The organism is Flagellimonas aquimarina (assembly GCF_003149745.1).
Taxonomy (GTDB): Bacteria; Bacteroidota; Bacteroidia; order Flavobacteriales; family Flavobacteriaceae; genus Flagellimonas; species Flagellimonas aquimarina.
Genome location: NZ_QGEG01000004.1, coordinates 80369 through 93382, shown reverse-complemented (window position 1 = coordinate 93382; position 13014 = coordinate 80369). Strand labels below are relative to the sequence as shown.

At 36.9% G+C, this 13014-nt stretch carries 13 protein-coding genes; 3 read left to right on the top strand and 10 right to left on the bottom strand.

Annotation, left to right across the window (positions count from 1 at the left end):
• Nucleotides 1-31 precede the first annotated feature (31 nt).
• Nucleotides 32-1762 carry a DNA polymerase III subunit gamma/tau gene (locus DKG77_RS14875; RefSeq protein ID WP_109665025.1) on the top strand — a complete coding sequence of 577 codons (1731 nt, stop codon included), beginning with the start codon at nt 32-34 and terminating at the stop codon, nt 1760-1762.
• A gap of 92 nt (nt 1763-1854) precedes the next feature.
• Nucleotides 1855-2436, top strand: coding sequence for a MiaE family protein (locus DKG77_RS14870; protein WP_109664666.1), 582 nt, complete (start codon nt 1855-1857; stop codon nt 2434-2436).
• Between the two features lie 2 nt (nt 2437-2438).
• Here DKG77_RS14870 and DKG77_RS14865 read toward each other — a convergent pair whose 3' ends face one another.
• From DKG77_RS14865 to rpsA, 9 genes are all read right to left on the bottom strand, one after another.
• Nucleotides 2439-3326 (bottom strand): Ppx/GppA phosphatase family protein, encoded by an 888-nt coding sequence (locus tag DKG77_RS14865; RefSeq protein ID WP_109664664.1) that lies wholly within the window; start codon nt 3324-3326, stop codon nt 2439-2441.
• A gap of 10 nt (nt 3327-3336) precedes the next feature.
• Nucleotides 3337-5418 (bottom strand): polyphosphate kinase 1, encoded by a 2082-nt coding sequence (ppk1, locus tag DKG77_RS14860; protein WP_109664661.1) that lies wholly within the window; start codon nt 5416-5418, stop codon nt 3337-3339.
• Nucleotides 5419-5907, bottom strand: a complete 489-nt coding sequence (locus tag DKG77_RS14855) for a SixA phosphatase family protein (RefSeq protein ID WP_109664658.1) — start codon at nt 5905-5907, stop codon at nt 5419-5421.
• A 35-nt stretch (nt 5908-5942) separates the two neighbouring features.
• Nucleotides 5943-6590 carry a pyridoxamine 5'-phosphate oxidase gene (pdxH, locus tag DKG77_RS14850; protein ID WP_109664656.1) on the bottom strand — a complete coding sequence of 216 codons (648 nt, stop codon included), beginning with the start codon at nt 6588-6590 and terminating at the stop codon, nt 5943-5945.
• A gap of 83 nt (nt 6591-6673) precedes the next feature.
• Nucleotides 6674-7579 (bottom strand): ribonuclease Z, encoded by a 906-nt coding sequence (locus tag DKG77_RS14845; RefSeq protein ID WP_109664653.1) that lies wholly within the window; start codon nt 7577-7579, stop codon nt 6674-6676.
• Nucleotides 7576-7908, bottom strand: coding sequence for a ribonuclease Z (locus DKG77_RS14840; RefSeq protein ID WP_109664650.1), 333 nt, complete (start codon nt 7906-7908; stop codon nt 7576-7578). The genes DKG77_RS14845 and DKG77_RS14840 overlap by 4 nt, the downstream gene beginning before the upstream one ends.
• A gap of 1 nt (nt 7909) precedes the next feature.
• Complete coding sequence (locus DKG77_RS14835) at nt 7910-8836, bottom strand: aspartate carbamoyltransferase catalytic subunit (RefSeq protein WP_109664647.1); 927 nt, start codon at nt 8834-8836, stop codon at nt 7910-7912.
• A 6-nt stretch (nt 8837-8842) separates the two neighbouring features.
• The gene (gene pyrR, locus DKG77_RS14830; protein ID WP_109664644.1) at nt 8843-9382 is read right to left on the bottom strand and encodes a bifunctional pyr operon transcriptional regulator/uracil phosphoribosyltransferase PyrR; all 540 of its coding nucleotides are present in this window, start codon (nt 9380-9382) and stop codon (nt 8843-8845) included.
• A 118-nt stretch (nt 9383-9500) separates the two neighbouring features.
• A complete protein-coding gene (gene rpsA / locus DKG77_RS14825) occupies nt 9501-11336 on the bottom strand; it encodes a 30S ribosomal protein S1 (protein ID WP_109664642.1) in 1836 nt (611 codons plus the stop codon).
• Between the two features lie 260 nt (nt 11337-11596).
• Between rpsA and DKG77_RS14815 the strand changes: the two genes are divergently transcribed.
• A complete protein-coding gene (locus DKG77_RS14815) occupies nt 11597-11977 on the top strand; it encodes a LysM peptidoglycan-binding domain-containing protein (protein ID WP_109664637.1) in 381 nt (126 codons plus the stop codon).
• Nucleotides 11978-12298: 321 nt separating this feature from the next.
• Here DKG77_RS14815 and cmk read toward each other — a convergent pair whose 3' ends face one another.
• Nucleotides 12299-12991, bottom strand: coding sequence for a (d)CMP kinase (cmk, locus tag DKG77_RS14810; RefSeq protein ID WP_109664634.1), 693 nt, complete (start codon nt 12989-12991; stop codon nt 12299-12301).
• Nucleotides 12992-13014 lie beyond the last annotated feature (23 nt).

Sequence of the window (13014 nt, the reverse complement as noted above, 5' to 3'; positions counted from 1 at the left end):
TTATATTTGTAGTAATCCAAAAAGTTTAGATTTGGAACCCTTTGTAGTATCAGCGAGAAAGTATCGTCCCCAGACCTTTAAAGATGTTGTGGGCCAGGGGGCTATTACCAGTACTTTACTTAATGCGATTGATAATGACCATTTGGCGCAAGCGCTACTGTTCTGTGGCCCCAGAGGTGTAGGTAAAACCACCTGTGCTCGTATTCTGGCAAAAAAAATAAACGAAGATGGTACTGAGCTGGAGGATGAAGATTTTGCATTCAACATTTTTGAGTTGGATGCCGCTTCCAATAATTCTGTAGATGATATACGAAGCCTTATAGATCAAGTACGAATACCTCCGCAAGTTGGTAAATACAAGGTTTATATTATTGATGAGGTACATATGCTTTCGCAGTCTGCCTTTAATGCTTTTCTAAAAACATTGGAAGAACCGCCAAGACATGCTATTTTTATTTTGGCCACCACGGAAAAGCACAAAATAATTCCTACCATTCTTTCTCGTTGTCAAATTTTCGACTTTAAACGAATTACGGTTAAAGATGCCGCCGACTATTTAAAATACATTGCTGAACAGCAAGGCATAGAAGCTGAGGAAAGTGCCTTGCATGTTATAGCACAAAAAGCGGATGGTGCTATGCGAGATGCACTCTCTATTTTTGACAGGGTAGTCAGCTTTTCTGGAAAACAATTAACTAGAAAGTCCGTAACCGAGAACCTGAATGTCCTTGATTATGACACCTATTTTACAGCGACCGATTTAATTCTTGAAAACAAAATTCCTGATTTACTGGTTTTATTTAATGAAACACTATCCCATGGTTTTGATGGTCATCATTTTATCTCAGGATTAGCTTCTCACTTTAGGGATTTAATGGTATGTCAGCATCCAGAGACCTTATCACTTTTAGAGGTTGGGGAGGATGTTAAGCTACACTATCAAGAACAGTCCAAAAAAACTCAAAAGGAGTTTTTACTAAAAGCCTTGGACATGGCCAACGATTGTGACCTAAAGTATAAAACCAGTAAAAATCAACATTTGCTTGTTGAACTTACATTAATGAAATTGGCTTCCATCACTTTTGATGGAGAAAAAAAAAAGTCTGATTTCATAATTCCAGCTTCATTTTTTGCCCTAGAACCTGAACATAATAGCGCTTCAATAACCAAAAATGTTGAAGAAGAGCAGGAAGTAGAAGCAGTTGTAGAGGACATAAAGCCACCCATTGAAAGCGTTGAAGCGTCTAAATTTGAAGTAAATACTCCAATACTGGTTAAAAAGATTCAACTAAAATCACCAGAAAATAGGGTGTCTGGATTATCTCTATCCAGCATCAAGGCAAAAAAGGCACATGAAAATGTGAAGGCGCCACCAGCTGCCCAGGAGGAGCTCCCAAAGGAACCGTTCACCAAGGAGGACATGCTAAAGCATTGGAATGATTTTGTGCATCAATTAGAGAACAAGGGACGTAAAATATTAGCAAGTAACCTTCAAACAGATATTCCCAAGCTAAAAGATGATTTTGTTATTTGGATCGAGCTTCCAAATGACACCATGAAAAAGGAAGTGGAACGGGAACAAAGCCTCATGCTAAATTATTTAAAGGAAAAAATGAATAATTTTTCCATTTCATTGCACATAACGGTGAATGAAATTGTTGCCAAAAAATTTGCTTTTACTCCAGAAGAGAAATATCAAAAGCTTAGGGAAAAAAATCCGGCCATAGACATTCTCCGTAAAGAATTTGACCTCGATTTTTAATGCACCTCTAACATCTAGAATTTCAAGGTTCTTAAAACTTTAAGATGAATACTTCTATCTTTGTAAGCAACCTTTTTACTAAAAACATGTAAATGCTAGGCCTAAAACTACCTACAGACCCAAGATGGGTAAACATAGTTGAAAAGAATATTGAAGAAATTCTAACAGACCATGCTTATTGTGAGCAAAAAGCTGCCAGTATGGCCATATCCCTTATTATTGGATTTCCAGAAAAATCTGAGCTAGTGAAAGAAATGACTTCATTGGCGAGAGAAGAAATGGGACACTTTAATATGGTTCACGACAAAATTGTAAAACGAGGATGGGTGTTAGGAAGGGAACGCAAGGATGAGTATGTTCTTGAATTAATGAAATTCTTTCCTAAAGGCGGAAGCAGAGAAACCCATTTAGTCCATAAGCTCTTATATGCCGCAATGATTGAAGCAAGAAGTTGCGAACGATTTAGACTACTTTCTGAAGAAATAAATGATAAGGAGCTTGCTGATTTTTACCGTAACCTTATGGTCAGTGAAGCAAATCACTATACCATGTTTTTAAAATTTGCCCGAAAATATGGACAGCGAGATGTGGTAGATGAAAAATGGCAACAACTTTTGGACCATGAGGCAACATTAATGCAAAAATTGGGCAAAAAGGAAACCATACACGGGTAGCTCTATTGCGATTGTTGGTAGAGTGTTTTTATCATACCATCTGCCAATCCAATTTTTGGAACATGTATTTTCTTTGCTCCGCTCCATTTTGCAGCGGACAAAAATATTTTTGCAGCAGGGATAATCACGTCTGCCCTGTCTTGGTTTAGTCCAAGTTCTGAAATCCTGTCATCATATTCCATACTATTCAAAAAATGGTACTGTGCATTCAACCAGATAAAAGATAAAGGCTGACCAATTTTTCTACCGGACATTTTATGTAGTTTATTGATATTCCCCCCAGAACCTATAATTTCAACTTTGCTTTCTTTATTAAAATGTGAACCTATCCATACTTTTATTTCATCCCAAACAGATTCTTTTACCAAATCATTTAAAATTCTTACCGTACCTATTTTGAACGATTTTGACGAAATTAGATTTCCTTGGTCAAAAATGGTAAACTCAGTACTTCCACCGCCCACATCAACATACAAATACGATCTGTCATTATTGATTAGGTCCTTTAAATCGGTAGAAGCTATGATTGATGCTTCTTTCTTTCCGTCTATAATATCAATCTTTATTCCAGAATCTTTATATATCTGTTCCACAACCTCATGACCATTATTTGCCTCTCTTAATGCCGAAGTTGCACATGCCATGTATTTTTCAACACCATATACTTGCATTAACAAATCAAAAGATTTCATGGTCTTGGTAAGGCGACCCAAGGTTTTTGTAGATATTTCGCCCACAATAAACGAATCTTCTCCTAAACGCACTGGAACCCTTATCAATGCGCTTTTTTTAAACGTGGTTGGTTTTCCTTTCTGTTCTATCACATTGTTCACCAATAGCCTAATTGCATTGGACCCAATATCAATGGCAGCAAATTTTCTTATTATCAATTTAGCAATATTAGGATTCTAGTTTCTCCAGGTAGTAATCATAAAGTTCAAACTGGGATCTTAATTCTGGACTTGTTTCCTCCTTTTCCCTATAGGCGTTGTCCTGTTTTTCCGAAAAAACTCTTGCCTTAAGGTTATCTTTCCAAGAAATATTAAATGTATCCAGTAATTCTTGCTTTATGTCCTGATCATAAATAGGACAGCCTACCTCCACCCTAAAATCAAGATTTCTGGTCATCCAATCGGCAGATGAGATATATATTTTTGGGTCACCTTGGTTACCAAAAATAAATAGTCTTGGGTGTTCCAAGAATTTATCCACTATACTGATTGCTTCAATATTCTCACTCATTCCCTCAACCCCTGGAATTAAACAACAAACTCCTCTTATAATCAATTGAACCTTTACCCCTGCCCTGCTTGCTTCGTATAACTTATCAACCATTTTATAGGAAGTTAAGCTGTTCATTTTTATTTTAATATAAGCTTCTTGACCGGTACGCGCATTCTCTATCTCATTATCGATTAATTTAATAAATGTTGACTTTGTATAGTGTGGAGATAGAACAAGGTGCTTATACTTGTTTATTTTGTAATTGGTCTCGAAGAACTCAAAGACCTTGCCCATTTCTTTTAATATTCCTTCATGAGCGGTAAAAAGAGTATAATCAGTATAAATTTTAGCGGTCGATTCATTAAAGTTCCCTGTGCTGATAAAGCCATATCTTTTGATTCCTTCCGGTTCTTCTCTTTCAATTAAGCAAATTTTACTGTGAACCTTAAGTCCGGGAACTCCAAAAATCAAATTGATTCCTTCTGCTTGTAACTGATTGGCATATTGGATATTTGCCTGCTCATCAAACCTTGCTTGTAGCTCTATCTGAACGGTAACCTGTTTTCCATTTTTTACAGCGTTTATCAAAGCAGAGGCTATTTGACTGTCATTTGCAAGCCGATATACAGTGATTTTTATGGCTCGTACCTTTGGATCTAGTGCTGCTTCCCTCAAAAACTTGGTAACATAGGTAAATGTATGATATGGGGTATAGATCAGGTAGTCCTTTTGATGTATTTGTTCCAAAAGACTTCCTGTCATGCTTAAACCTTTTACGGGAAGTGGCTCAATTTTCTTATACATTAAATCATGCCTCCCCAAACTTGGAAAACCCATGTAATCTCTTCTGTTGTGGTACCTACCCCCGGGAATAACGCTGTCCGTGTCGACAATGTTCATTTTGTCCTTAAGAAACTGTAGTGTATCCTTATCTATTCCTTTGTCATAGACGAAACGCACGGGATCACTAATTTTTCTGTGTTCTACACTTGAAGAAATCTTCTCTATGAAACTCTTTGTTAAATCATTATCAATATCCAGTTCAGCATCTCTTGTGATTTTTATCATGTGAGCGCTAATAGACTCAAACTCGAACATGGTAAAAACACTATCCAGACAATACCGTATAAGGTCATCTAAAATGATAATGTAGTTCTTGTCACCTTTCTTTGGAAGCACAATAAAGCGATCTATCCCTTTTGGTATTTCAATTAAGGCATACCTGTTATTCCCATTAATTCCTGCTGTCTCTTTATTTGCCATTACCATTTTAACAGCTAGGTAGGCCGCTGTATCCTTAAGTAGTGGGAATTCAGTTAAATCATTTAATATAATGGTCATCAACTCTTGGTTGACTTTTTTGAAAAAATAATCCCTTATAAATTCAGCTTGCGTTTCGTCTACTTCATCCTCATTGATAATAAAAATATTTTCAGCCTTAAGCTCTTCTTCAATGCTGTGGAGAATTTCAAGACTTCTTGCTTGCTGTGCTATCACAACCTTTGTAATCTCTGCCAACAGATCTTGGGCTTTCTCTCCCCCCAAAACACTTTTCCCTTTTTTACCAGCATCTACAATACGTTTTACAGTTGCATATCTCACCTTGAAAAACTCATCTAGGTTATTGCTGAAAATACCAAGGAACCGGAGTCTATCAATTAACGGGACTTTTTTATCAGCACTTTCTTGAAGCACACGTGCATTAAAGTGCAACCAACTAATTTCTCTATTTACGTATTCGTTCTTAACTTTAATCATTTACTGTTTCAACTGTTTTGGAAAGATTATTGTCTCTGTGATTCCCTTTGAAATTTTAGACCATTGATCAGTCTCAAACTTAATTTGAACAAGACCAGAAGTGGGAACGTTTTCAATATACTGATCTCCCCAAGTATTTGCAAGGTTTGTGAACGCATAATTATGTCCAAAAATCATTACTGTGCTCATTTTATTATCTAAACCTTCCACAAAGGTCTTGACACTTTGTCCTGAAAAATCGTAAAGCGACTCGTCCACTTGAAAATTACCTAAATCATATTCAAGGTTTCTCAAGAAAATCATACTGGTATGCAAGGCTCTATTTGCTGGACTTGAATACGCAAAGTCCATTTCAATGTCTTCTGTCTTAAATTTTTTGGCAACAATTTGTGCATCATTGATTCCTCTTTCTTTTAATGGCCGGTCTTTATCCGAAACTTCATAATCCCATGATGATTTCCCATGCCTTACCAAAATGACTGTTTTCATTATCTTTTTTGATTATGTTCCAAGAAAGTGAAAAATTAAGGCTGCAAACGTTCAATTTTCCAATTATAGTCTTCTTGAAGTGTATATCTAATTCTGTCATGCAAACGATTGGGACGCCCTTGCCAAAATTCTATAGAAACCGGTCTTACCAAGTAACCTCCCCAATAAGATGGTCTTTCCAACTCCTTTCCTTCATTTTGTTTCTCCATTTCTGTCAGCCTCTTTTCCATTTCTTCTCTAGATGATATTACTTCACTTTGATTTGAAACTATAGAGCCCAATTGACTGCCGACCGGCCTGGATTCAAAGTAACCATCAGATAGGTTTTCAGCTATCTTCTCCGCTTTTCCTTTGATTATTATTTGACGTTCCAAATTAGGCCAAAAAAAAGAGAGACAGGTAGAAGGGTCGTTTTGAATAGCTTTACCTTTCTCACTTTCATAGTTGGTATAGAATATAAACCCTTCATGGGTATATCTTTTCATTAAAACAACCCTGTTTTTTGGAAATCCGTCCAAACCAATGGTAGAAACTGTCATGGCGTTAGGCTCATCTATGCCATCGGTAGCTTCAACCTCATAAAACCATTTTTGAAACTGCTCTAATGGGTTCTCAAAAATAGCATCCTCCATGAGAGCGCTCTTTTCATAAGACTTTCTATAATTGCTTAAATCTTTTTGCATGATTTGTTCTAGGTATAAACAAATTTCAACAAAAGTATGCAGATTAAAAAGGTTGGTTCCCTTTTGTTTTATTTCCTTAACAATTATATTTCAAAGGATTTTCCGTCATCTGCCAGCTCAACATCAGGAAAAACTTCCAAGGCTTCCTCTTTAAAAAGGTCAATGGATTTGTATCTAGTGGAATAATGACCCAAAATTAGATTGTCCACGTTTGCTTTGAGCGCAATCTGGGCCGCTTGCTTTGCTGTTGCGTGCTTAGTTTTTTTGCAAAGGTCTACATTGGTCTCCAAAAATGTAGATTCGTGATATAGGGTATTCACGTTTTTTATTAGTGGCAGAATAGCTTCGTTGTAAGCCGTATCGCTACAAAATGCATAACTTTTTGGAGATGGCGGATCAATGGTTAAGTCCTTATTTGAAATTATTTCACCATTTTCCAGGACTCCATCAGCCCCATTTTTAATATTGTTGTATTGACTCCTATCAATTTCATGTTTAGCCACGGCATCTACATCTAGCTTGCGAGGAAGGGATTTTTCTTTAAACAAAAATCCATTGGTATAAACTCTGTGATCTAATGGAATGGTATGCACGCTTACTTTTTCATCTTCAAAAACGAGCTCGGATTCTTTAGAATCAAGTTCATGAAAAATTAAAGGGTAATTAGTCCATGAATCTCCAAGCTTAAGGAACAAGGTAATTGCTTCTTTAATTCCTTTTGGGCCATAAATGTGCATTTCTGTTTCTCTTCCCAAAAGTCTGAACGTAGAAATAAGACCCGGCAAACCAAAAAAGTGATCTCCGTGTAAGTGAGAGATGAAAATATGTTTGATTCTGGAGAACTTAATCTTGTTCTTTCTGAGCTGTACTTGTGTACCCTCACCACAATCAATCAAAAAAAGATGGTTTCGAATCTCCAATATTTGCGAAGTGGGATTTGTAAATGTCCTGGGAGTAGCTGAATAACAGCCGAGTATGGTCAACTTCATATACCCAAATCCCGTTCTATTTCTTCCATTTCGATAAGATCTTTTGCTTCTTGTATTGTTGGTACCACGTTAATTTCTTCCGGCGTATCATCATATGCTACCTTATCCGTAACCAAAACGAAAGATTTATTGGAAGCCTTGTGCATATTTGAAATCTCAAAAAACTCCAGAATGTCTCCTGCTTTCAGTTCGTTGAAAGAGAAAAGGTTTACAATAATATTATCGTGCTTTAATTTGGGATAAGCTTTGTTCAAATTTTCCAAGAAGGTAGAAAGTGATATTTTTTCCTGGAAAACAATGGTTGTTGTTCCTTCTTTGTTGAAAATCATTTTACTTAATTTTTGATGCCAATAAATATATCACCGCCATGCGGATTGCCACTCCGTTCTCCACTTGTTCCAAAATAATGGACTGGTTAGAATCCGCTACGTCGCTTGTAATCTCAACTCCTCTGTTAATTGGTCCAGGGTGCATGATTACAATCTCTTTGTCTAAGCTATTTAATAGTTTTTTGTTAATTCCAAACTGCTGTGTGTATTCTCTTGTTGTTGGAAAATAACTAATATCCATTCGTTCGTTCTGTACACGCAGCATATTTGCCACGTCGCACCATTCCAGTGCCTTTCTTAGGTTTGTCTCAACTGTTACTCCCAAAGATTCTATATGTTTTGGAATCAACGTTCTTGGCCCACATACTTTTACGTTGGCCCCCTGCAATTTTAGTGCAAAAATATTTGATAGTGCTACTCTTGAATGAAGAATGTCACCTACAATAACAACATTTTTTCCTCCTACATTTCCTAATTTTTCCCGTATTGAATAGGAATCCAACAAGGCTTGAGTTGGATGCTCATGCGCTCCATCACCAGCATTTATTATTGAGGCATTAACATGTTTTGAAAGGAAAATACCTGCTCCGGGATTTGGGTGGCGCATTACCACCATATCCACTTTCATAGAAAGGATATTATTTACCGTATCTATGAGTGTTTCTCCTTTTTTGACCGAGGACTGGGATGCAGAAAAATTGATGACATCTGCTGATAGCCTTTTTTCCGCCAACTCAAAAGAAAGCTTTGTTCGTGTGCTATTTTCAAAAAAAATGTTCGCAATAGTGGTATCTCTAAGCGTAGGAACCTTTTTAATGGATCTATTTATAACTTCTTTAAAATGGTCGGCTGTTTCAAAAATGAGTCCTATATCCTTTTTGTCCAGATATTTTATTCCCAGTAAGTGATTTACACTTAATTCGCTCATTTTAAATTATTTATTTACTAAATACACAATATCCTTTCCATCATTTTCCTCCCACATCACCTTTACTTTTTCTTCATTAATTGCATCTACCTGCCGCCCTCTATAATTGGGCTGAATGGGCAAATGTCTGCTAAACCTTCTATCTATCAAGGTCAACAATTCTATATCAGAAGGTCTTCCAAAAGATTGAATGGCAGTGAGGGCAGCTCTAATGCTCCTTCCGGTGTATAGGACATCATCGATCAAGACTACATTTTTATCATCGACTAGAAAATCTATTTTGGTGGTGTTTGCTTCTAGGGTCTTTTCTCCTCTTCTAAAATCATCTCGATAGAAGGTAATATCCAAAAAACCTAAATCTATATCCTTTACTTTGTATTCCTCTCTTAGGATTTTCTCTAATCGTTCAGCTAAAAAAATTCCTCTTGGTTGAATCCCTATTAAAACCGTGTTGCTAAAGTCTAGATGGTTTTCTAAAAGTTGACAAGCCAAACGGTGCAGTATGATGTGGATTTCTTTTGAGGTAAGAAGTACTTTTTGACTCATTTGCTATGCTACCGTCTCTGTTGTATGCAAAAGTAAACAATTCTTTAAAAAGGTCGATCGCATAAAAAAGCCCCGTCTGTTTCCAGCGGGGCTTCCAATTGGTTTTAATAAAACCTGATTATTTTTTAGAATCAGCTTCCATTTTATCTTTCAACGCCTGTAATTGAGAGTTAGCATCACCAAGTGTGGTTTTAGCTTCATCTGCAGTAGCGGCAGCTTTTCTCTTAGCTGTGCTTACGTTGCGTTCTTCTTGCTCTCTAAAGATAGCTGTATGGCTCGCTACCACTCGCTTAAAATCTTTATTGAACTCGATGATCTTAAATTCTACCTCTTCGCCTTTTCCAATCTTCTTGCCATCTTCTTTCTCCATGTGTCTTGAAGGAACAAATCCTACAATATCCTCATTGAAATTAACGGTAGCTCCTTTATCAACAACTTCTGAAATAGCTGCTTTGTGAATAGTACCCTCAGCAAATTCTGCTGCGTACTTGTCCCAAGGGTTTTCTGTTGTTTGTTTGTGACCAAGACTCAACTTACGTCCTTCAACATCCAATTCCAATACTTCAACTTCCAAAGTATCACCAACAGCTACAAACTCAGATGGGTGCTTAATTTTCTTGGTCCAAGAAAGGTCAGAGATATAAATTAATCCATCTATTCCTTCTTCCATTTCTACAAACACACCAAAGTTGGTAAAGTTTCTTACAATTCCTTTGTGTCTTGATCCTACAGGATATTTAGAAGTAATATCTGTCCATGGGTCTGGAGTTAATTGCTTAATGCCCAATGACATTTTGCGATCTTCTCTATCCAAGGTCAATACTACTGCCTCTACCTCATCACCAACGCTTACAAAATCTTGTGCGGAACGTAAGTGAGTGGACCATGACATTTCAGAAACGTGGATTAATCCTTCCACACCTTCGGCAACTTCTATAAAGGCACCGTAGTCAGCAATGACCACAACCTTACCTTTTACTTTGTCACCAATTTTTATTTCATCACCCAAAGCATCCCATGGATGTTTCTCTAATTGTTTAAGACCTAGTTGGATTCTTGATTTGTTGTCATCAAAATCAAGGATTACCACATTTAATTTCTGATCTAGCTCAACAACCTCGTTTGGATGGTTGATTCTACTCCAAGAAAGGTCTGTAATGTGAATTAGTCCGTCAACACCACCAAGGTCAATAAAGACACCGTATGAAGTAACATTCTTAACAACACCTTCCAAAACTTGACCTTTTTCAAGCTGACCGATGATTTCTTTCTTCTGTTCTTCAATATCCGCCTCGATCAATGCTTTATGGGATACAACTACGTTTTTGAATTCATGGTTTATCTTAACCACTTTGAATTCCATAGTCTTGCCAACATACTGATCGTAATCACGAATAGGCTTAACATCAATTTGAGATCCTGGCAAGAACGCCTCGATTCCAAATACATCCACGATCATACCTCCTTTGGTTCTGCACTTTACAAAACCTTGAACAATTTCTTCTTTGTCATGGGCAGCGTTAACTCTGTCCCAAGCCATAATTGTTCTTGCTTTTCTGTGGGACAATACCAGTTGACCAGTTTTGTCTTCACGAATATCTATAAGAACCTCAACTTTATCTCCAACCTTAAGGTCAGGATTGTAACGGAATTCATTCAACGAAATAACACCTTCAGACTTTGCATTGATATCAATGATAGCCTCACGATCGGTCATGTGAACCACTTTTCCTTGTACCACCTCTTCATCAGCGGTGTCAACGAAATTTTCCTCTACAAGTACTTCAAATTCCTTAAGCTTTGTATCATCTACACGCTCAATTCCTTCTTCGTACTTTTCCCAATCAAAATTTTCAAGATATTCTTTCGGATCCTGTTTTGGAGTTTCTTCTTTTACTTCTTGTACTGCTGCGGTAGTTTCTTCTACCTCAACGTTTGTTTTTTCTTCAGCCATTTGCTGATTAAAATTTGTATTCTACAGTTTTACAAGAGTTAAACAATTACTGCAGAAGTTGTTATTGATTTTTTCTATTTCCTTTTCCTCTTGTCTCTTTGTTAAAAAGGAGTGCAAAAATACAATTAATTCCTTGTTTTACAAACCCTTGCCGCCCACTTATGTGTTTAGACCAATAATTAGTGAAAAAATAAGTCGAAATGTGACTTTTATACATATCTTGTTTCTTAATATTAACCATTAAAACAATTAAGAATATTATGAGTGCAAAAGCAAAATACCAGGCAGTTTTAGATTTAGGTCAAGAATTAGGGATAAAGGATGGCGATGTATCTGAAGAAGGTGGAGTATTGAAAATTAAAGGAGTGGCCAATACGCCGTATGAAAAAAATGCCCTTTGGGACAAAATAAAGCAAATTGGTGGTGAAAGCCCATCCGATGTTAAGGCAAACATTAGTGTTGCCGATGATTCTGTGTACCACAGACATACTGTAAAAAGCGGAGAGTCTTTGAGCAAAATTGCAAAACATTATTATGGCGATGCCATGAAGTACAACAAAATCTTTGATGCAAACACCAATATCTTGAAGAATCCGGATGTGATTCATCCTGATCAGGTTTTGGTTATTCCAAACATTTAAGAACAGATACTTTGTTTATAGAAAAAGGCGCTTGTTAAGCGCCTTTTTTTATTGTGTTAATTCCAAAGAAAATGCAACCTTATCTTTCCTACATCCCTTATACATTGGAGGTTGTTTCTCCAAAAGGTCCATCTACCCATTTCATCTAGATTTTTACAATAAAATTCACGAACTTCACTTATCGGCCATATAGTCCATTGAAATGGACAATATCTTAAACGATAAGTGCATCCAAAACTATACTTCATCTTGTTTAACCTTTGCAATGGAACAATCCGTTGATCACAAGAGATTCTGGATTATACCAAAAACCAACATTTTTTAATTGTTTTGATTGATTACGCGAAGTGTATAGTTATGGATACGCTCAAACTGTTCATCGAGCCCCATATCACTATTATCAAATTCAATGGCATCCTCAGCTTTCTTTAACGGCGACACATCACGGGTTGAATCTATTCTGTCCCGTTTCTGAACATTTTTGAGTACTTCATCAAAAGTTACGTCTTCCCCCCTCTCCAATAGTTCTTTATAGCGCCTTGTGGCACGCGTTTCTGGAGACGCCGTCATAAATATCTTTAGTTCTGCATTTGGAAAAACAACAGTACCAATATCCCTGCCGTCCATTACAATGCCCTTTTCTTCACCCATTTGCTGCTGCATAGCCACGAGCATACGCCTAACTTCTTCAATGGTTGCAACTTTGCTTACGTGCTCGGACACTTTCATAGTCCTTATCTGCTTTTCCACATTTTGCCCGTTGAGATACATCTCTGAAAGACCCAACGTTTCATTGGGCATAAATTTCAATTTAATGTTGGACAATTGCGCCACTAGAGAGGGAATATCCTCTTTAACGCCAACATATTCGTTATTTAAAGCGAAAAGTGTAACTGCACGGTACATAGCTCCTGTATCCACATAAACATAATTGAGCGCTGAAGCCAATCTTTTGGCCAAAGTACTTTTACCTGTTGATGAATACCCATCTATGGCAATTGTAATTTTTCCCATTACTTAAAAATACCTAGAAATAA

What these genes read in the sequence shown, in the direction of transcription:
- DKG77_RS14870 (WP_109664666.1), top strand. Translation starts at nt 1,855, where the DNA reads ATGCTAGGCCTAAAACTACCTACAGACCCAAGATGGGTAAACATAGTT.
- ppk1 (WP_109664661.1), bottom strand. Translation starts at nt 5,418, where the DNA reads ATGATTAAAGTTAAGAACGAATACGTAAATAGAGAAATTAGTTGGTTG.
- DKG77_RS14855 (WP_109664658.1), bottom strand. Translation starts at nt 5,907, where the DNA reads ATGAAAACAGTCATTTTGGTAAGGCATGGGAAATCATCATGGGATTAT.
- pdxH (WP_109664656.1), bottom strand. Translation starts at nt 6,590, where the DNA reads ATGCAAAAAGATTTAAGCAATTATAGAAAGTCTTATGAAAAGAGCGCT.
- DKG77_RS14845 (WP_109664653.1), bottom strand. Translation starts at nt 7,579, where the DNA reads ATGAAGTTGACCATACTCGGCTGTTATTCAGCTACTCCCAGGACATTT.
- DKG77_RS14840 (WP_109664650.1), bottom strand. Translation starts at nt 7,908, where the DNA reads ATGATTTTCAACAAAGAAGGAACAACAACCATTGTTTTCCAGGAAAAA.
- DKG77_RS14835 (WP_109664647.1), bottom strand. Translation starts at nt 8,836, where the DNA reads ATGAGCGAATTAAGTGTAAATCACTTACTGGGAATAAAATATCTGGAC.
- pyrR (WP_109664644.1), bottom strand. Translation starts at nt 9,382, where the DNA reads ATGAGTCAAAAAGTACTTCTTACCTCAAAAGAAATCCACATCATACTG.
- rpsA (WP_109664642.1), bottom strand. Translation starts at nt 11,336, where the DNA reads ATGGCTGAAGAAAAAACAAACGTTGAGGTAGAAGAAACTACCGCAGCA.
- DKG77_RS14815 (WP_109664637.1), top strand. Translation starts at nt 11,597, where the DNA reads ATGAGTGCAAAAGCAAAATACCAGGCAGTTTTAGATTTAGGTCAAGAA.
- cmk (WP_109664634.1), bottom strand. Translation starts at nt 12,991, where the DNA reads ATGGGAAAAATTACAATTGCCATAGATGGGTATTCATCAACAGGTAAA.